Source organism: Halomonas sp. H33-56 (genome assembly GCF_040147035.1).
GTDB classification, from domain to species: Bacteria; Pseudomonadota; Gammaproteobacteria; order Pseudomonadales; family Halomonadaceae; genus Halomonas; species Halomonas litopenaei.
The window spans coordinates 707218-725636 of the sequence record NZ_JAMSHP010000001.1 but is presented as its reverse complement, the minus strand read 5'-3'; the positions used below and the strand labels follow the sequence as shown (position 1 = coordinate 725636).

17 protein-coding genes are annotated in these 18419 nt (G+C 66.3%); 12 read left to right on the top strand and 5 right to left on the bottom strand.

Features of this window, described 5'->3' with window-relative positions; all coding sequences use genetic code 11:
- The first annotated feature begins 64 nt into the window (after window positions 1-64).
- Window positions 65-874: a PEP-CTERM/exosortase system-associated acyltransferase gene (locus NFH98_RS03330; RefSeq protein ID WP_348827606.1), complete on the top strand. Its 810-nt coding sequence runs from the start codon at window positions 65-67 to the stop codon at window positions 872-874.
- Window positions 875-954: 80 nt separating this feature from the next.
- Here the strand turns inward: NFH98_RS03330 and NFH98_RS03325 are convergent, their stop codons facing one another.
- The 5 genes from NFH98_RS03325 to nanR all read right to left on the bottom strand — a co-directional run bounded on the left by NFH98_RS03325 (window position 955) and on the right by nanR (window position 4488).
- On the bottom strand, window positions 955-2184 hold the full coding sequence (locus NFH98_RS03325; protein WP_348827605.1) for a DUF3541 domain-containing protein: 1230 nt from the start codon (window positions 2182-2184) through the stop codon (window positions 955-957).
- Window positions 2185-2239: 55 nt separating this feature from the next.
- A complete protein-coding gene (locus NFH98_RS03320; protein WP_124802811.1) occupies window positions 2240-2515 on the bottom strand; it encodes a DUF2442 domain-containing protein in 276 nt (91 codons plus the stop codon).
- Window positions 2496-2738, bottom strand: a complete 243-nt coding sequence (locus NFH98_RS03315) for a DUF4160 domain-containing protein (RefSeq protein ID WP_124802813.1) — start codon at window positions 2736-2738, stop codon at window positions 2496-2498. The genes NFH98_RS03320 and NFH98_RS03315 overlap by 20 nt, the downstream gene beginning before the upstream one ends.
- 131 nt (window positions 2739-2869) lie before the next feature.
- A complete protein-coding gene (locus NFH98_RS03310; protein ID WP_348828116.1) occupies window positions 2870-3682 on the bottom strand; it encodes a trimeric intracellular cation channel family protein in 813 nt (270 codons plus the stop codon).
- A gap of 98 nt (window positions 3683-3780) precedes the next feature.
- Window positions 3781-4488 (bottom strand): transcriptional regulator NanR, encoded by a 708-nt coding sequence (nanR, locus tag NFH98_RS03305; protein ID WP_045991761.1) that lies wholly within the window; start codon window positions 4486-4488, stop codon window positions 3781-3783.
- Window positions 4489-4653: 165 nt separating this feature from the next.
- On the opposite strand from nanR, the gene NFH98_RS03300 reads away from it, so the two are divergent.
- The 11 genes from NFH98_RS03300 (at window position 4654) to NFH98_RS03250 (ending at window position 18375) form a co-directional block, all read left to right on the top strand.
- The gene (locus NFH98_RS03300) at window positions 4654-5484 is read left to right on the top strand and encodes a phosphogluconate dehydrogenase C-terminal domain-containing protein (protein ID WP_108448026.1); all 831 of its coding nucleotides are present in this window, start codon (window positions 4654-4656) and stop codon (window positions 5482-5484) included.
- Between the two features lie 60 nt (window positions 5485-5544).
- Window positions 5545-6810: a ribulose-bisphosphate carboxylase large subunit family protein gene (locus tag NFH98_RS03295; RefSeq protein WP_349622227.1), complete on the top strand. Its 1266-nt coding sequence runs from the start codon at window positions 5545-5547 to the stop codon at window positions 6808-6810.
- Window positions 6807-8165, top strand: coding sequence for a four-carbon acid sugar kinase family protein (locus tag NFH98_RS03290; RefSeq protein ID WP_349622226.1), 1359 nt, complete (start codon window positions 6807-6809; stop codon window positions 8163-8165). The genes NFH98_RS03295 and NFH98_RS03290 overlap by 4 nt, the downstream gene beginning before the upstream one ends.
- 60 nt (window positions 8166-8225) lie before the next feature.
- A complete protein-coding gene (locus tag NFH98_RS03285; RefSeq protein WP_045991765.1) occupies window positions 8226-9242 on the top strand; it encodes a TRAP transporter substrate-binding protein in 1017 nt (338 codons plus the stop codon).
- 118 nt (window positions 9243-9360) lie between these two features.
- The gene (locus NFH98_RS03280) at window positions 9361-9948 is read left to right on the top strand and encodes a TRAP transporter small permease (protein ID WP_349622225.1); all 588 of its coding nucleotides are present in this window, start codon (window positions 9361-9363) and stop codon (window positions 9946-9948) included.
- Entirely contained in the window at window positions 9945-11219 is a 1275-nt protein-coding gene (locus tag NFH98_RS03275; RefSeq protein ID WP_045991767.1) for a TRAP transporter large permease, read from the top strand. Before NFH98_RS03280 ends, NFH98_RS03275 begins: the two co-directional genes overlap by 4 nt.
- Window positions 11220-11286: 67 nt before the next feature.
- Window positions 11287-12747, top strand: coding sequence for an aldehyde dehydrogenase family protein (locus tag NFH98_RS03270; protein ID WP_349622224.1), 1461 nt, complete (start codon window positions 11287-11289; stop codon window positions 12745-12747).
- A gap of 120 nt (window positions 12748-12867) precedes the next feature.
- On the top strand, window positions 12868-13764 hold the full coding sequence (locus NFH98_RS03265) for an NAD(P)-dependent oxidoreductase (protein ID WP_045991769.1): 897 nt from the start codon (window positions 12868-12870) through the stop codon (window positions 13762-13764).
- A 176-nt stretch (window positions 13765-13940) separates the two neighbouring features.
- Window positions 13941-15152, top strand: coding sequence for a mandelate racemase/muconate lactonizing enzyme family protein (locus NFH98_RS03260; RefSeq protein ID WP_222568221.1), 1212 nt, complete (start codon window positions 13941-13943; stop codon window positions 15150-15152).
- Between the two features lie 315 nt (window positions 15153-15467).
- Entirely contained in the window at window positions 15468-16013 is a 546-nt protein-coding gene (locus NFH98_RS03255) for a (2Fe-2S)-binding protein (RefSeq protein ID WP_045991771.1), read from the top strand.
- Window positions 16000-18375 (top strand): xanthine dehydrogenase family protein molybdopterin-binding subunit, encoded by a 2376-nt coding sequence (locus NFH98_RS03250; RefSeq protein ID WP_222568222.1) that lies wholly within the window; start codon window positions 16000-16002, stop codon window positions 18373-18375. The genes NFH98_RS03255 and NFH98_RS03250 overlap by 14 nt, the downstream gene beginning before the upstream one ends.
- Window positions 18376-18419 lie beyond the last annotated feature (44 nt).

The window sequence follows — 18419 nt, the reverse complement described above, 5'->3', positions numbered from 1 at the left end:
GCAGGGAGCCGGACGCCCGCCGGGCCTTTACGGCCCGGCTATAACAACACGGAGGTGATCCCCCATGCCAGCAGCAGACACCGAGAGGCCATCCCGGCAACAGCGCTTGCTGGAGCAGTTCGCCGACCAGTTCCGGGTGATCCTGGTAAAGACGGTCGCGGACAGGGAGCGGGTCTATTCGCTGCGCCATGACGTCTTTCTACGTGAGCTTCAATACGCCCTGCCAGGCGACAGTGACAAGCGACAGGAGCATGATGACTTCGATGAACAGGCCATCCACTGCCTGGTCGAACATCGCTCAAGCGGTCTGGCGGCGGGCTGCGTGCGACTGGTATTTCCCCCCGTCGATCGTCCGGATGACCTGCCGGTGATGAACGCCACCCGCAGCGTCTTCACGGCGCCTTCGCTACATCCGCGACAGCACGACGGGCGCCAGATCGCCGAAATTTCTCGCCTGGCGATCTCGCGGCTTTTCCGGGCCCCAAGCAAGGGCGAAGAAACGCTGCCGGTACAGTTTCCTCCGGAGGAACGCCAGGCATTTCCTTTGATCGTCACCGGCCTGTTCTTGAGCGCCCACGCCCTTGCCGGCCTGACCGCACGGCGACATCTCTACGCCCTGATGGAGCCTCCCCTGGCGCGGCTGTTGACCCTGTCCGGCTTTCGTTTCCAGCCGGTGAGCGACACCATCCACTACTGCGGTACCCGGCGTGCCTACTACATCGACAACGAATGCGCCGAGCGCGAACGCAATCCGCTGCTGACGCCGCTTTACCTTCGTCTGCACGAGTCACTGGGGGCCCAGTTGCCCGCCACCCGGGACCACCTCGACGGACTGGGGAGCCTGTGGCGCTCGACGTCGAGCTGCCGGGTATAGCAAGGCGTCGATCGAGCGTCCGACCTCTCGACCCGACCCTCGACCTGCCCCTTGAGCGGACCTCCGACCCGGCCTCCAACTCAGTCCTCTGGCGACGTTGCCAGGGACCGCCCAGGTAGTCGGCAGTCACGCTCCTCGGAGATGTCCTTGAGGACCAGCCGGGGCCTTGAATACAACCGCCCGTCCCACCCCAGTGTCATGATCGCCAGCACATTGCGATGCTCACCTTCGCCCAGATCGAACCCGCCGTCGGTGGCGGGCAGGATGCCCGACTGCGGATCCCGTCGTGCCAGCAGCGCTTCATGCAGCACCGCCACCAGCGGATGATCGGCCTGCCCTGCCAACTGCAGCGACAGCGCCACCTCGGCGATGATATCGGCCTTGACCTGCACCAACGCCTCTCCCTGGCCGAGCAACGCCGCCACCGCCCAATCGAGCTCGCCGTCGGACAGCATTCGCTGGTAGTAGTGGCTCGCGGCGATGATGAAGTGGGTCAGGCCGTAGACCCAGTTGCGATATTCCGCCGGTGACAGCTCCTCGATCCGTCCGGGTGGATAACGGTCACGAAAGGCCCGGGCGAGTTCGCCACGCAGATCCACGATCCCCAGCTGGGCCAGGAAGGCGGCCTGGTTGGCCACCTGGGCGGCATACACCGACACCACCTCGGGGTCGGTCAGAAAGGCCCGCCAATCCACTGCGCCCACGGCCTGCTCAAGCAAGCGCCGATCAGCCTCGGAAAGTTGTCCAAGCAAGCCGTGGTAGCGGGCCTGGGCCAGCCGAAACAGGATGCCCCGAGGCAGCATCATGTCGACATGTTCCGACAGCATGGCCTTGCGCCGACGCTGCTTGGGGCTGGTCTCGGGGTAGGCCGCCAGCAACTCGCGATTGCGCTGGCGAAGCCGGTCACTGTCCGCGACGGTGAAGGCGTCACGCGCGAGCTGATCGAGCAGACGTCGGCCGTAGGCATGATTGGCGCATAGGTAGGCAGGGTCACCGGTCACCCGCCACAGCCGCTGGGCGTAGTGGCGCTGCTTGTCGGCGGGAAGAAGGTCGAAGGAGGTTTCGTAGACGGCACGGATCTCGGCGGCGGCGCGCCTCTCGGCGATAGTACGACTCTCGCCAGCAGCACCGCTTTCGCCAACAGCAACACTTGCGCCAACCGCACCTGGAGATTGGCCGACAGGAGAAGATCGAGAGGCCTGCTCAGAAACCTGAGTCGAGGCAAAGACGGCAGTGTCACTCGGTAATGACAACAGGGCCGGCGATGCGACGCTCAGCAGCAGCGTCATCGCGCCGAATAGCGTGAACAAGCACGCTCGACGCACCGAAGCGCCCTTCATGGTGGTTTTCAAGCCAGACGGCCGGTCAAGCGACGCTTTCGCGGCGGCGCGTCTGATCACCGCGACCGGCCAACAGACCTGCCACAGAGACATCTTCGTCCAAGGCCTCCCAGTGCAGCCCTTCTCCGCCGCCGATCAGCTCCCACTGCTCACGTTGCTCACGTGAGCCGTGCAATAGCCTGGGAAACCAGGCCAGCGGAATCGAAAGCTCTCGCCCATCATTCAGGGTGACGCAAAATGCATCGGAGGAGAATGCCACATCAACAGCCAGGGGTTCGGATTCAAGACGTAAAGTACGCATGCCATGCCTCCAGAAACTCTGCCTGGTGCCGTTCAACCAGCCGACAGAGCTGGGTGATTTCATGGGCACGCAGACGTTTGCTCGATTGCAACTCGACCGGATCCAGCCAGAATTTCGCGACCTGATCGCCCGCCGCCACGTGAACATGGGGCGGCTCTCGTGGATCGCCTTCGTCGCTGTAGAAGAAAAACCGGTACGGGCCTTTTCTCAAGAGTGTCGGCATCACTCGCTCATGGGGGAGCGGCGTCCCCCTTCTCACCATGCAGGGGACAAATACATCGGCTCACTGAACAAGAGCATGGCACCTGCCACCTCGGTTGAACAGCGCGAACAAGTGAACGCGTCAGATCTCGCTCAGTCGATGTCCTCATCCTCGGGCCACAGGCGGGCGGCCTTGCTTCGGGAGACCATCCTCACCCGCATCTTGGGACGCGCGACGTCGGCGGACGATGCCGTCTCGCGGGCCGATGTCAGCGGTGTGTCATAGCCATCGGCCGGCATCGACGCCGGGTCAGGAGGCACCGCTGCGGCGTCGGCATCCGCCGCCCGACTCGACGCCGACTGGCCTGGAGATGGCTCGATCACCACCCAGGCCAGCACCGGCAGCGCCAGCTGCCAGCGGATCGCCGCGAGCCGCAGCCCCAGGGTGGTGGCAAGCGACAGCAGGATGCCAAGCCTGGGGGCGCCGAGGCTCGCCAATGCCACGAAGACCACACCGCCGGCGATGGCGGCGGTGGCGTAGACCTCACGACACAGCACCATCGGCACCCGCCTTGCCAGCACGTCACGGATCATGCCGCCGGCTACCCCGGTAAACAGCCCCATCAACACCGCCACGACCCCCGAGGTCCCCAGCAGCATCGCCTTATTGGCACCAATGATCACGAACAGCGCCAGACCGAAGGCGTCGGCCACCGGCAGCACCACCCGATTGAGGCGGTGGATATAGTGAAATCCGACCAGTGCGCACAGCACCGTGGCCAGGATCACCCAAAGATAGGTCGGATCGCGGATCCAGAACACCGGGGCGACACCCAGCACCAGATCACGCAGGGTCCCTCCTCCGACGGCGGTCACCGCCGCCAGCACCAGCATGCCGATGGGATCCATGCGTGAGCGGCACGCCAGCAAGATGCCCGACAGGGCGAAGACCACCGTCCCCGCCATGTCCAGGGCGTAGACCAGATCACTATCCAAGGTCCCGTTCCTTCTCGATAAGTGTCGCCCGTCCGGGGCGAGCGTCAAAAGCGGGGATCAATGCGCCCTCAACTGGGAGCGTACACCGAACGCGCCCTTTCCAGATGACGCGTCATCTCGCGAATGGCAGCGCCTTCGTCGCCGTTCTTCAACGCCGCCAAGATGCGCTCGTGCTCCTCCAGCGTCACATGCTCGCTGCCTTTCCAGTGGATCAGCGAGGTATGGAACCTGGCCAGCCACTCGAACATCGCCCGACTGACCGCGATGAAGATAGGGTTACCGGTGGTCTCGGCGATGGCAACATGAAACCCCATGTCCGCCGCGATAAAGGCATCGATGTCCTTGTTCAACGCCACCCGCTGGCGCTCCACCAGCGCCTCGAGGCGCGCCAGATCCTTGGCGCCCACCTGCCGCGCCGCCCGCGCCACCATGCCCACCTCGAAGAATAGCCGCGCCTCCTTGAGGTGTTCGAGCGAGGCGGGTTCGGTCGACAGCAGGTGCATCGCGGTCAGTTCTATCTGGGCCAGCATGCCGTCGGCACTGGGCGTCAGCACCTTGGGCCGCTGCCCGTGGTGGATCGACACCAGCCCCAGCCGCTCCAGCGCCTGCATCGCTTCGCGGATGGCCGGCCGGCCGACCCCGAAGGTATCCATCAATTCCCGCTCAGAGGGCAGGCTGTCCCCCGGCGCATAGTCGCCGTTCAGCAGTTGCTGATAAAGCCGATCGAACACCTCGTCGGACAGTTTGCGGCGAGAAATCTTCAACGAGTCGCTCATGGCCTCTACCTCGCGGCGCCAGGCCCCGCAGCATACCCATGCCAGCGGTCCTGGAACATGACACTCGACCAAGGTCGTGTTTGACAGCCCCGGCCACTTATATTGTCATCATACCAGTTGCAGCACAGCTTGCCTCTTCCACTTTTTCACACAGGTTACCTGGCCATGACGACCATTGCCTTGATCGGTGCCGGCGGCAAGATGGGCGCCCGCCTCTCCCGCAATCTCAAGACTTCGGACTTCGACGTGCGTCACGTCGAGGTCAGCGAACAGGGCCGCCAACGGCTTCGCGACGAACTCGACATCGAGTGCGTCGACAGCGCCGAGCAGGCGGTGGCCGGCGCGGATGTGGTCATCCTGGCCGTTCCCGACACCCTGATCCAGAAGATTGCCGCCGAGCTGTCACCGTCGATCGAAGCCGGCACCATGGTGGTCTGCCTGGACGCCGCCGCCCCCTTCGCCGGCCATCTGCCCGAACGTGACGACCTGGTCTACTTCGTCACTCACCCTTGCCACCCCCCGATCTTCAACGACGAGACCACCCTCGAGGCCAAGCGCGACTATTTCGGCGGCAGCCACGCCACCCAGCATATCGTCAGCGCCTTGATGCAGGGCGATGACCGCCACTTTGCCCTCGGCGAGGCCGTGGCCAGGACCATCTATGCCCCCGTCGGGCGCAGCCATCGCGTCAGCGTTGAACAGATGGCGCTGCTGGAACCCGGTCTGTCGGAAACGGTATGTGCCACACTGTTATCGGTGATGCGTGAAGCGATGGACGAAGTCGTGGATCGAGGCGTCAGCCATGAGTGCGCCAGGGACTTTCTGCTTGGCCATCTCAACATCCTCGGTGCGGTGATCTTCGATGAACAGCCCGGCGCTTTCTCGGATGCCTGCAACAAGGCGATCGAGAACGGCAAGCCGATGCTGATGCGCGATGACTGGAAGCGGGTGTTCGAGCCGGACGCCATCGCCGACAGCATTCAGCGCATCACCTGAGGGGCCACGCTCTCCACAGAGTCTGACGACAGCGCCATCGCGAGTACCAAGAGGCCAGGCATGAACCGAATCGAAGCCAGCTACCTGATCGAGACCCCCTTCGAGGTGGAGCAGGCCTGCCAGGTGATGGCCGGGGAGCAATCCTGCGGCACCTTCACCCGCCTGGCCGCGGAAACCGATGACTTTCGAAAGCGTCATGCGGCCAGAGTCGAGTCCATCGAATTGCTCGACAGCGTCGACGCGCCCTCGCTGCCCATGCCGACCCGGCCCCAGCCGCCCGGCACCCGCTACCAGCGCGCCCGGGTGCGATTGTCCTGGCCCCTTGAGAACCTCGGTCCGTCGTTGACCACGCTGATGGCCACCCTCGCCGGCAATCTGTATGAACTCAAGGAATTCTCCGGGCTCAGGCTGCTCGACGTCAGCCTGCCCCACGCCTTTGCCGAGGCCTGCCCCGGGCCCCAGTTCGGCATCGACGGCACCCGCCGCCTCAGCGGCGTCGACCAGGGTCCCCTGATCGGCACCATCATCAAGCCCAGCGTCGGGCTCTCACCCGATGCCACCGCCGAGGTGGTGAAGGAACTGCTGGATGGCGGCATCGACTTCATCAAGGACGATGAACTCCAGGCCAACGGCCCGCACTGCCCGTTCACCGAGCGGGTCGACGCGATCATGCCGCTGGTGCTTGAACATGAGCAGCGCACCGGACGCAAGGTCATGGTGGCCTTCAACATGACCGGCGAGATCGACGAGATGCGCCGGCACCACGACCACGTGCTGGCCGCCGGCGGTAGCTGTGTGATGGTCGCCCTGAACGCGGTGGGTCTGGCCGGCGTCAGTCATCTGCGGCGCCACTGTGAGCTGCCCATCCACGGCCACCGCGCCGGCTGGGGCATGTTCAGCCGGGAGCCGCTGCTGGGCATGGACTTCGCCGCCTGGCAGACCTTCTGGCGCCTGGCCGGCGTCGATCACCTTCACGTCAATGGTCTGGCCAACAAGTTTTCGGAATCCGACGACAGCGTCGCCGCCAGCGCCCGGGCCTGCCTGACGCCGCTGTTCGAGCCCCCGGGACCGGCCCACACCGTGATGCCGGTATTCTCGTCCAACCAGACCGCCTGCCAGGCCATCGACACCTGTCGCGCCATGGGGGGCGGCAGCGACATGATCGTCACCGCAGGCGGCGGCATCATGGCCCACCCTGGAGGTATCGCCGCCGGCGTCAGAAGCCTGCGCCAGGCCTACGACGCCGCTGCACGCGGCATCTCGCTGTCCGACCACGCCCGTGACCATGGCGAATTGGCCCAGGCTCTGGAGACCTTCTGCCCATGAACGACCTGCTGCTGAGCTACTACGGCGACGACCTGACCGGCTCCACCGACGCGCTCGAGGCCCTGGCCTGCCAGGGCGTCCCCAGTGTGCTGTTCACCGCTCGCCCCAGCGCCGAGCAGCGCGCCCGCTTCGACCACTGTCGTGCCCTGGGTCTGGCCGGCACCAGCCGCAGCGAGTCCAATGACTGGATGCGCCGCGAGCTCAAGCGTTCCTTCCAGTGGCTGGCCGAACAGGGCGCAGCGCTGACCCACTACAAGACCTGCTCCACCTTCGACAGCAGCCCTGAGGTCGGCAGCATCGGTTGTGCCATGGAGGTCGCGCGCGGCGTCTTCGGCGAGACACCGATCCCACTGGTGGTGGGGGTGCCGCAGATGCGCCGCTACACCGTCTTCGGCGAGCTCTACGCCGCCTATCAGGATCAGATCTACCGCATCGATCGACACCCCGTGATGTCGCGCCACCCGGTCACCCCCATGCACGAGGCGGACCTGCGCCGCCACCTGGCCGCCCAGACCACTCTGCCGGTCGGCCTGATCGATGTGCCCAGCCTGGCCCTGCCGGATATCGACGAACGCGTGGATCACGCCCTCGCCGAGCATCCGGCGGTGCTGTTCGACGTGCTCGAACCCGCCCATCAACAGGTGGTGGGTCATCAACTCTGGCGCACTCGCCCGCAGCAACAAGGCGGCAAGGGCGGCTTCGTGGTCGGCTCGTCCGGCGTCGAGTACGCCTTGCTCGCCGAGTGGCAACGCCTGGGGCTGGTGGAAGGTGGCGAGGACTTCACTCCGCCCCGTTCGGTCGAGCGCATCGCGGTGGTCTCCGGCAGCGTCTCCAGCACCACCGCACGCCAGATTCACTGGGCGGTCGAGCATGCCGGTTTTCAGCGCATCGAGCTCGACCCTCGCAGCCTGGCCATCCCCGCCCATCGCAACGAGGCCATGGCTACCGCCATCCTCAAGGCATTGGATGCCCTGAGCAGTGGCCGCAGCGTCATCCTGCACACCGCCATGGGACCCGACAGCCACGACGACAGCCTGGCCACCGAATCCAGCCGCCACAGTCTGGGCAAGGCCCTCGGCGAGATGCTCAAGGCGCTGGTGGACGATCAGGGGCTGACCCGGGTGTGCGTCGCCGGCGGCGACACCTCGAGCCATGCCATCACCGCCCTGAACATCCATGCCCTGACGGTCAAGATGCCGCTGCCGGACACCCCGGGTTCGCCGCTGTGCCAGGCCCACAGCGACGACCCGCGCTACCAGGATCTAGAGATCGCCTTCAAGGGCGGTCAGATCGGTGGCGACGACTACTTCGAGCGGCTAAGGCGAGGACGAGCCCTGGCCGACCACGAGCACTGATCCGGCCGTGCCACCGGGCACGGCCACACCCAAGCGTCATCCCGCAAAGAGGAAACAACAATGACGACGACTGTACGCCACGCAACACGCCGCCCCGCCTTTCACCTCAAGCCCTGCCTGCTGGCCGTGGCACTGGCCGGGTTTGCCCTGCCAGCGGCTGCCGCCCAGACCATCACCGTCGGCCACACCACCTCGGACAGCTCTCACTACTCCGAGGGTATCGATGCCTTCAAGGCGACCCTGGAGGAGCTGTCCGACGGCGAATTCACGGTCAACGAGCAGCCCTCCGGTGCGCTGGGCGGCGAGCGCGCCATGATCGAAGGCCTGCAGATCGGCACCATCGACGCCGTTGTCACCTCCACCGGGCCGCTGGGCAACTTCGTCCCCGAGACCTACGTGCTCGACCTGCCGTTTCTGTTCAAGGACTACGACCACGCCCGCTGCGTGCTGGATGGCGAGGTCGGCCAGGACCTGCTCGACAAGATCGGCGAGCACGACCTGGTGGGTCTTGCCTGGACCGAGAACGGCTTCCGCCACATGACCAACAGCCAGCGTGACATCGAGACCCCCGAAGACGCCCAGGGTCTCAAGATCCGTACCATGGAAAACGAGATGCACATGGCGGCGTTCAACGAGATGGGCGTACATCCGACACCGATGGCCTTCCCGGAGCTGTTTACCGCGCTGCAGCAGGGCACCGTGGACGGCCAGGAAAACCCCATCTCGGTGATCCTCACCGGCAATCTGTGGGAGGTCCAGGATCGCCTGTCGCTGACCGGCCACGTCTATTCTCCGGCCATCATGCTGGCCTCGCCGATCCTCTGGGACGGCCTGTCCGATGAGCAGAAGGGCTGGTTCATGGAGGCCGCCCAAGCCGGCGCCGAGGCCACCCGAGCGATGGTGTCGAGACTCGAGACCGAAGGCGTCGAGGAACTCAAGGCCAAGGGCATGACCGTGGTCGATGACATCGACAAGTCCCAGTTCCAGGCCGCCGTCGAGCCCTCCTACTCGGTCTACACCGACGAGTACGGCTCGGAGATGCTCGATCGCATTCGCTCCAGCGACTGCGGCAGCTGATCGTCCACTGATCCTCGACTGACCTTCCCGCCCGAGCGCTCGCTACCTGCCGTTGGCGAGCGCTTGGGCGGTCAAGCCTGACCCGTCCTCGGGCCTTACCCGCGATGAGGAAAGCCCCATGCTGGATCTGTTCTTCCGTCTCGAGCGGGCCATCTCCCAGGTCGCCCTCTACGCAGCGGTGCTGATGTTGATCGCCTCGGTAAGCCTTGGCTTCTACCAGGTGCTGACCCGGTTCGTGTTCGACGCCCCCTCCACCTGGTCGGAGGTGATGGCCCGCTCCACCATGATCTGGTGCGTCTTTCTGGGCGCCGCAGCGACCTTTCGCGGCGGCTACATGATGGCCGTCGAAGTGATCTACAAGCTGGTGCCGACCTCCGCCCTCAAGACGCTGGAGATACTGATCGCCACCTGCTGCATGATCGTCCTGGCGATCCTGGTGATCTACGGCTATCAGATGACGCTGCGCGTGCAGAACCAGATGCTCTCCGGCGTCGGCATCTCGATCGCCTGGATCTACGCCGCCATTCCGATCGGCGCCGCCTTTTCGCTGCTGTCGGTGATCACTCGACTGATCGCCCAGTTGACCGGACGCGAGACCATCGGCGTGGTCGATGCCGAGGCCCCCGCACACGTGCCTGAACCCGAATCCAGTCCTGGCCCTGACACTGGGACCTCGTCCGGTACCGAAGGGAGGAAGCAGCCATGAACGCCGCTATCGGACTGTCGCTGATCATCCTGTTCGCCCTGGGCGTGCCGATCGCCGTGTCGATCCTGCTGGCGTCGGTGATCGGTATCGAGTTCTTCACCCGTTTTCCGCTGCTGATGGTGCCCCAGCAGATGTTCGTCGGCATCGACAACTTCCCGCTGATGGCGATCCCCTTCTTTATCCTGGCCGGCAACCTGATGGCCGCCGGCGGCATCTCCCAGCGCCTGGTGGACCTGGCCAAGTCCATCGTCGGCGGGCTCCAGGGCGGGCTCGCCATGACCTGCGTGCTGACCTGCATGATGTTCGCCGCGGTTTCCGGCTCGAGCGTGGCCACCACCTTCGCCATCGGCTCCATCCTGATTCCGGCGATGGTGGCCCACGACTACCCGCGTCCGCTGGCGGCCTCGATCCAGGCCTCCTCGGCGGAGCTCGGCGTACTGATCCCGCCCTCCATCCCCTTGATCCTCTACGGCGTCAGCACCGACACCTCGATCGGGCGCCTGTTCATTGCCGGTATCGGTCCGGGGTTGTTGATCGGCTCGGCGCTGCTGCTGTTTCTGTACATCTTCTGCAAGCTGCGCGGCTACGGCCTGCGCGACCGCGAGGATCGCGCCGCCTTCACCACCTCAATGCGTCGCGCCTGGGCCGCTCTGCTGATGCCGGTGGTGGTCATCGGCGGCATCTATGGCGGGGTCTTCACCCCCACCGAGGCCTCGGCGGTGGCGGTGTTCTACGCCCTGATCGTCGGCGGTCTGGTCTACCGCGAGCTGCCACTGTCGGAACTGGTGCCGATCCTGCGCCAGAGCGTGATTTCCACCGCCACGGTGATGCTGATCATCTCGGCGGCGGCGCTGTTCAGCTTCCTGATCAGCCGCTCGGGGCTACCCGGCGAGGTTGCCGCCTGGGTCACCCAGGTGTTCGAGAGCCCGGTCAGCTTCCTGCTGGCGGTGAACGTTATGCTGCTGGTGATCGGCATGTTCGTCGAGACCTCGGCGGCGATCCTGGTGCTGGCCCCGATCTTCACCCCCATCGCCGTGCAGTACGGCATCGACCCGGTGCACTTCGGCCTGATCGTGGTGGTCAACCTGGCGCTCGGCATGTTCACCCCTCCGCTGGGGGTCAATCTGTTCGCCGCCTGCGCCGTGGCCAAGCTGTCCATCGACGAGCTGATCCCTTGGCTTGCGCGCTTCGTGCTGGTGGTCCTGGCCTGCCTGATGGCGATCACCTACATGCCCTGGATCTCGCTGGGCCTGGTCGATCTGCTCTACTGATACCGATCACTGCCCCGGCCGCGCCGGGGCCCACCCCATCTTCCGCCCCTTCTCAGGAGTCGACAGCATGTACGCCCTCCCCCTCACTCCACCCACCGGCGCCCTGATCGGCGGTCACTGGGTCGATACCGCCGACACCCTCGAGGTGCTGCGCCCGGCCAGCGGCGAAGTCATCGCCCGTATCGCCGCGTCCAGCGCAGCCGACGTCGATGCTGCGGTGGCCGCCGCCCGGGCAGCCTTCACAGGCGAGCTTGGCCAGTGGTCGACGTTCTCGGCGCGGGCGCGCAGTGAATGGCTGTATGCCTTCAGTCAGGCCATCGACGCCGACAGGGAGACCCTGGCCGCCCTCGAGTGCGCCGACACCGGCAAGCCGATCAGCCAGGCCCGGGGCGACATCGCCGCCTGCGCGCGCTACTTCCGCTTCTACGCCGGCGCCGCCGACAAGCTCCACGGCGAGACCATCCCCTTCGATCCCGACTATGCGGTGATGACCCTGCGCGAGCCCTGGGGCGTGTGCGCCCAGATCATCCCCTGGAACTACCCGGCCCAGATCTTCGGACGCTGCGTGGCGGCGGCGCTGGCCGCTGGCAACACCTGCGTGCTCAAGCCCGCCGAGGACGCCTGTCTGAGCGTGCTGCGCCTGGCCCAGCTGGCCGTCGACTGCGGGCTGCCGGAAGGCGCGCTCAACCTGGTGCCTGGCCTCGGCCGTGAAGCCGGCGCCGCCCTGGCCGCCCACCCCGGCATCGATCATCTGTCGTTCACCGGCTCGCCGGAGACCGGCACCCTGGTGACTCAGGCGGCGGCGGTGCACCACGTGCCGGTGACCATGGAACTCGGCGGCAAGTCGCCCCAGCTGCTGTTCGCCGACGCCGACCGTGAACGCGCCCTGGACGCCGTGGTACGCGGGATCATCCAGAACGCCGGCCAGACCTGTTCCGCCGGCAGCCGTCTGTTGGTGGAGCAGAGCATCCACGATGAGGTGGTGGCGGCACTGAGCGAGCGTTTCGCGCGGTTGACCTGTGACGTCGGCGAGAACGACCCGGACTGCGGACCGCTGATCAATGAACGCCAGCGCGACAAGGTGATGACGCTGATCCAGGCGGCACAGGATGATGGCATCCACATCGCCGCCCATGGACGCCTGGCCGACGACGCCCCCCGGGACGGCCACTTCGTGGTCCCCCACCTGTTGACCCAGGTGCCGCAAGGCCACGGCGTCAGCCGCGAGGAGCTGTTCGGGCCGGTACTGGTGGTCCAGGCCTTCGCCGACGAGGCCGAGGCCGCACGCCTGGCCAACGCCACCGACTTCGGCCTGTGTGCGGGCGTATGGACCACCGACGGCGGCCGCCAACTGCGTCTGGCCAAGGCGATCCGTTCGGGCCAGGTGTTCGTCAACAACTACGGCGCCGCCGGTGGTATCGAGCTGCCCTTCGGCGGCGTCGGCCGCTCCGGCCACGGCCGCGAAAAGGGCTTTGAAGGGCTCAGGAGCTATACCCGCATCAAGACCATTGCGATTCATCACGGCTAGACGTCGCTGGAAACGTCTGGGCCTGGCACGAAAGGTGCCGGCCCTCCTCTAGGCCGTCACCCAGGACTATCAAGCACCAACCACCATCATCACCACTACCACCACCACAAGGAAAGGGACATGACCACCTCGCTTCACGTCGGCCTGATCGGCGTCGGCCTGATGGGCCACGGGATCGCCACCAGCCTGCTGCGCGCGGACCATCGCCTGAGCTTTCTCGATCACCCCGGCAATCAGCCCAGCGACGACCTGATCGACAAAGGGGCAAGCGCTCTGACCAGCGCCCGCGAGGTCGCCGAGACCGCCGATCTGGTGATCCTGTGCGTCACCGGCACTCCCCAGGTGGAAAGCGTGCTGTTCGACGAAGGCGGCGTGCTGGAGGGGCTCAAGCCAGGCCAGATCGTGGTTGACTGCTCCACCGCCATCCCCAGCTCCACCCAGGCCATCGACGCCAGGGTGCGCGAGGCCGGTGGCCGTTTCGTCGACGCCGCCATGACCCGCACCCCGAAGGAGGCCGCCGAGGGCCGCCTCAACCTGATCGTCGGTGCCGATCAGGCGCTGTTTGACGAGCTCAAGCCGCTGTTTGGCGCCTTCGCCGAGCACATCACCCACGGCGGCCCGGTGGGCGCCGGCCACACCCTGAAGCTATTGCACAATTTCGTCTCGCTGGGCTTCACCGCCGTACTGGCCGAGGCCAGCGCCGCCTCTCGACGCGCCGGCATCGACGACGCCGTGCTGCTCGAGGTGCTGGGCAACGGTGGCGGCGGCGGCGTGGTGCTCGAACGCCTGCGTCCCTTCCTGACCGACGCCGACCCTGCAGGCTTCCGCTTCAGCCTGTCCAACTCGCTCAAGGACGTGGGCTACTATCAAAGCATGTCCGAGGACCTCGGCGCCTCGCGCCAGCTCAGTCAGGCGATCACCCGGCTCTACCAGGACATCGTCGATGCCGGCCACGGTGAAAGACTGGTCCCGGAATTGGTCAGTCTGCTCGGCGAATCACAGTCAAAGCAGCCATGATGCTTGCGTCACACGTCATTTGACGGCGGCCACTCGCAAGCTGCCTGAGCGGATCAAGCGACGTCAGCAAGGGTGGCCATTGAAGATGCACAACAGCGATGAACGGTGGCGGTACGCGGCAATGACGAACGGGGCCGATCAACGGTAGCGAAACACTGAACCTTGCGGAGACCAGCATGAAGATCCAGCGTATCGAAACCCTGCGTCCTGCGGCTCGTCCGTCGCTGATCTGGGTGCGCGTCCACACTGAGGACGGCCTGGTGGGCCTGGGCGAGAGCTGGTTCGGCACCGACGCCATCGACGCCGATGTTCATGGCCGCCTCGCTCCCCTGCTGCTGGGCGAGGATGCCTCCCGCATCGAGGCGCTGCACCGCAAGATGCAACCCTACGTGGGCTTTGGCGGCACCAGTGCCGAGACCCGCGCGCTGTCCGCCATCGACGTGGCCCTGTGGGACCTGGCTGGTCAGCGTGCCGGCCTGCCTCTGCATGACCTGCTCGGTGGCGCCACCCGAGCGCGGGTGCCGCTCTACAACACCTGCGCCGGCCCCGACTATGTGTCCAAGTCCGCCGAGGTACGCCCGGACAACTTCGGCATCAAGGGTGGCTCGGGGGATGACGGGGCGTCTCCCCGCTACGAGGACCTGGACGCCTTTCTCGAGCGTCCGGCAGAGCTCGCCGCAGAGCTTCTCGAGATGGGCATATCCGCCATGAAGATCTGGCCCTTCGACTTCGCCGAAGGCGCCCGCCACGGCATGTCCATCTCGCCCGCCGATCTCAATCGTGCGCTGTGGCCGTTCGAGGAGATCCGTCGTGTCCACGGCGATCGCATGCGCCTGAAGGCGGAACTGCACGGACTCTGGAGTCTGCCGGCGGCGCGCACCATCTGTCAGGCGCTGGCCCCCATTGACCCGGACTGGATCGAGGACCCGCTGTGGATGGATCGCTTCGACCAGCTTGGCGAGCTGGCCGACACCTGCGTCCCCCTGGCCGGCGGCGAGACCCTCGGCGGCCTGGGGCAGATTCGCGACCTGCTGCATCGCGGACGTATCCACACCCCGATCATCGACGTGACCTGGGGCGGCGGCGTCAGCTTCGCCCGCAAGGCCGCCACCCTGGCCGAAGCCGAGGGTCGCCCGATCGCCTTCCATGATTGTTCCGGCCCGGTGACGCTGGCGGTATCCACCCACCTGGCCATGGCGCTTGCCAACGTCGCCGAGCAGGAGTTCACCCGGGCCTTCTACTACGGCTGGTACGCCGACTGCGTCGAGGGCCTGCCGCCGGTCGAGGACGGCATGATCCGCGTCAGCGGCGAACCCGGGCTGGGCGTTCGCCTGAACCCCGAAATGCTCAAGGGCGACGCACTCCATCGACGTCTCAGCGAGAGCTAGATTCACTGACGCCCTGAACTCCATGTCGAGAAGCAGCCCTCACCACGAGAGGCGCCAGACGCCCCCGGCGCCTTTGCGGTAACCGCCATCCACGCATTTCGCCCGTTCCCGCATTCAACGTTGCCCACTAGTCGACTGGTCTATAGTATCGCGACATCGCTTATTAAGAGGCAGATGGTGTGCCAGTTACGGCATCCCGACCGTCCTCGCGTCCCCTGTTGCCTCAAGAACGGGTAAAAGGGACGCATACAAAAAAATCAGAAGCACCAACGGACCCTGAAGCTACGCAATGAAACCAGCGAGGAACCAGCCCCCATGACCAGCTTCACCCTGAACGGCGAAGCGGTGAGCGTCGAGGTGGATCCCCAGACCCCACTGCTGTGGGTACTGCGCGATACCCTGGGCCTGACCGGCACCAAGTTCGGCTGCGGCATCGCCCAGTGCGGCGCCTGCACCATCCACTTCAACGGCTCGGCCACGCGTAGCTGCGTGCTGCCGCTGGCCGCCGCCGAAGGTGCCGAGATCACCACCATCGAAGGCCTCGACGCCGACGGCAACCACCCGCTGCAACAGGCCTGGCGAGAAGAGCAGGTGCCCCAGTGCGGTTACTGCCAATCCGGCCAGATCATGCAAGCGGCCGATCTGCTCAAGCGCAAGCCTTCCCCCAGCGATGACGAGATCACCCAGGGCATGAGCGGCAACCTGTGCCGCTGCATGGCCTACGTGCGCATCCATCGCGCGGTGAAACGCGCCTCCTCGCTTCAGCAGGGCGGCGTCGAGACCTTCGACCCCGCCTCCGCTACTGCTGCCCGCAGCGAAACCCGTACCAGCGCCGAGGAGCCCCGCCATGAGCCGGTTTGATGACACCCTGGCGGCCCATCGGGGCGCTTCCGCAGTCCGCAGCGATACGTCCCTAGCCGACCGAAACGCAGGCCCCGGCCTTAGCCGCCGCGGCTTTCTGATCGGCACCCTGGGCGCCAGCGCGGTTCTCGCCTTTGGCCTGCCCGGCATGGCCTTCGGCGCCGCCGACGCGGCCAGCGAGGCCCTGGCCAAGGGTCGCTTCGAGCCGACCCTGTGGTACGCCATCGACGCCCAGGGTCACGTCACCCTGCACTGCACCAAGGCCGAGATGGGCCAGCACGTGGGCACCAGCCTGGCCCGCCTGGTCGCCGAGGAACTCGAGGTCGACCCGGCGACGATCGCCATCGAATACGTCGACAGCGACCCCAAGTGGGGTTACATGATCACCGGGGGTAGCTGGTCGGTGAACCACAGCTTCCTGCCGCTCTCCCGTGCCGGCGCCGCCGGACGCCAGGCGCTGATCGAAGCAGGTGCGCGCCTGCTCGAGGTCGACGCCGCCGACTGCCAGGCCCGTGACGGTCAGGTCATCAGCGGCGACAAGCGCATCGGCTACGGCGAGATCGTTGCCAGCGGCACCTTGTCGCGCAGCTACAGCGCCGAAGAGCTTGAAGCCATCGAGCTCAAGCCGGCCTCCGAGCGCCGCGTGCTGGGCACCTCCGGCCGAGCCCAGGACATCCCCGCCAAGACCACCGGTGAGGCCGTCTTCGGCATCGACGCCAAGGTCGATGGGATGCTCTACGCCCGCCCGGTGCTGCCGCCTACCCGTTTCGGCTCCCGCGCCACCTCCATCGATGACAGCGCAGCCCAGTCCATCGCCGGCTATCGCCAGACCATCCGGCTGGAGGACCCCTCGGGCCTGTGCCAGGGCTGGCTGGCGGTGATCGCCGACAACTTTTCCGCCGCCATGCGTGCCACCGATGCGCTGAAGATTGAATGGGAAAACGGCTCCGGCATCTCGATCACCGAGGCCGACATTCTCGATGAAGGCCGCCGTCTGACCCAGTCACCGAGCCGTGACAACGGCGCCCTGTTCGTCGATATCGGCGAGGTGACGTCCACCCTCGAGCAGGCCGCGTCCGCCGAGGACGTGTCGCTGATCGATGCCACCTACACCACGTCCAGCGTGCTGCACTTCCAGCTCGAGCCGGTCAACGCCACCGTGGTCGAGCGCGACGGCCACTGGCACGTCCACTGCGGCAACCAGCAGCAGTCCGTGGCGGTGCCCCTGGTAGCCAAGGCGCTGGAAGTCGACGAGAGCCAGGTGACCTTCCACCAGTACTATCTGGGCGGCGGCTTCGGACGCCGTCTCTATGGCGACTATGCCGTGCCTGCGGCGCTGGCAGCCAAGGCCGTGGGTGCCCCGGTCAAGATGGTCTTTACCCGCCCCGATGACAGTCGCATGGATTGCGTGCGCTCACCCTCGGTGCAGCGGCTGCGCTCGGCCCTGGCAGCCGACGGCGCCATCCAGGCCAGCGAACACGCCGCCGCCGCCGGCTGGCCCACCGCCGATATCGCACCCGGCTTTCTCGGCGAATTCGTCGAAGGTGGCGGCAAGATCGATTCCTTTGCCATCAGTGGTGCCGACCACTGGTACGCACTGGGCGCCCAGCGGGTGTGGGCCCAGCAGAACCACAAGGCCCACGAGGCCTTCGTTCCCGGCTATCTGCGTGCGGTGGGGCCAGGCTGGACCACCTGGGCGGTGGAGAGCCATATCGACGAACTGGCACTGGCCGCCGACCAGGACCCTGCCGAGTTCCGCCGGAACCTGCTCAAGGCCGAAGGACGCAACGCCGGCGAGGCGCCCAACAGCGTCGGCGGCGCCGAGCGCCTCAAGACAGTGCTCGAACGCACCCTCGACAAGGCCGGCTGGAACGAGCGCGACGCCCTGCCCGAGGACACCGGTCTCGGTGTGGCGCTGAGCTTCGGCCAGGAACGCCATATGCCGACCTGGGTGGCCTGTGTCGCCCGCGTCAAGGTGGATCGTGCCAGCGGCGAGGTGACGGTCGAGAAGCTGACCTCGGTGGTGGATGCCGGCACCCTGGCCCATCCCGACGGTGCCATGGCCCAGTTGGAGGGCTCGCTGCTATGGGGCCTGTCGATGGCCCTGCACGAAGGCACCGAGTACGCCGAAGGCCAGCCTGCGGACCTCAACCTGAACAGCTATACGCCGCTGCGCATGCATCAGGTGCCGGAGCTGGACCTTGAATTCGTCGACAACGACCACACCCCGGTCGGCTTAGGCGAACCTGGCACCTGCGTTGTAGCGCCGGCCATCGCCAACGCCATCGCTCACGCCACCGGCGTGCGCCTGCGCGACCTGCCGATGCGGCCGGAGGCGCTCAAGGCCGCACTGGGGGCCTGACCCGCCACCCGAGCGCCACGCTGATCGCGTGGCGCTCGTCACAC

Coding starts and splice junctions, on each gene's coding strand:
- NFH98_RS03270 (WP_349622224.1), top strand. CDS start 11,287: ATGTACGCCCTCCCCCTCACTCCACCCACCGGCGCCCTGATCGGCGGT.
- NFH98_RS03250 (WP_222568222.1), top strand. CDS start 16,000: ATGAGCCGGTTTGATGACACCCTGGCGGCCCATCGGGGCGCTTCCGCA.
- nanR (WP_045991761.1), bottom strand. CDS start 4,488: ATGAGCGACTCGTTGAAGATTTCTCGCCGCAAACTGTCCGACGAGGTG.
- NFH98_RS03330 (WP_348827606.1), top strand. CDS start 65: ATGCCAGCAGCAGACACCGAGAGGCCATCCCGGCAACAGCGCTTGCTG.
- NFH98_RS03260 (WP_222568221.1), top strand. CDS start 13,941: ATGAAGATCCAGCGTATCGAAACCCTGCGTCCTGCGGCTCGTCCGTCG.
- NFH98_RS03320 (WP_124802811.1), bottom strand. CDS start 2,515: ATGCGTACTTTACGTCTTGAATCCGAACCCCTGGCTGTTGATGTGGCA.
- NFH98_RS03280 (WP_349622225.1), top strand. CDS start 9,361: ATGCTGGATCTGTTCTTCCGTCTCGAGCGGGCCATCTCCCAGGTCGCC.
- NFH98_RS03300 (WP_108448026.1), top strand. CDS start 4,654: ATGACGACCATTGCCTTGATCGGTGCCGGCGGCAAGATGGGCGCCCGC.
- NFH98_RS03290 (WP_349622226.1), top strand. CDS start 6,807: ATGAACGACCTGCTGCTGAGCTACTACGGCGACGACCTGACCGGCTCC.
- NFH98_RS03310 (WP_348828116.1), bottom strand. CDS start 3,682: ATGGCGGGGACGGTGGTCTTCGCCCTGTCGGGCATCTTGCTGGCGTGC.
- NFH98_RS03265 (WP_045991769.1), top strand. CDS start 12,868: ATGACCACCTCGCTTCACGTCGGCCTGATCGGCGTCGGCCTGATGGGC.
- NFH98_RS03255 (WP_045991771.1), top strand. CDS start 15,468: ATGACCAGCTTCACCCTGAACGGCGAAGCGGTGAGCGTCGAGGTGGAT.
- NFH98_RS03295 (WP_349622227.1), top strand. CDS start 5,545: ATGAACCGAATCGAAGCCAGCTACCTGATCGAGACCCCCTTCGAGGTG.
- NFH98_RS03315 (WP_124802813.1), bottom strand. CDS start 2,738: ATGCCGACACTCTTGAGAAAAGGCCCGTACCGGTTTTTCTTCTACAGC.
- NFH98_RS03275 (WP_045991767.1), top strand. CDS start 9,945: ATGAACGCCGCTATCGGACTGTCGCTGATCATCCTGTTCGCCCTGGGC.
- NFH98_RS03285 (WP_045991765.1), top strand. CDS start 8,226: ATGACGACGACTGTACGCCACGCAACACGCCGCCCCGCCTTTCACCTC.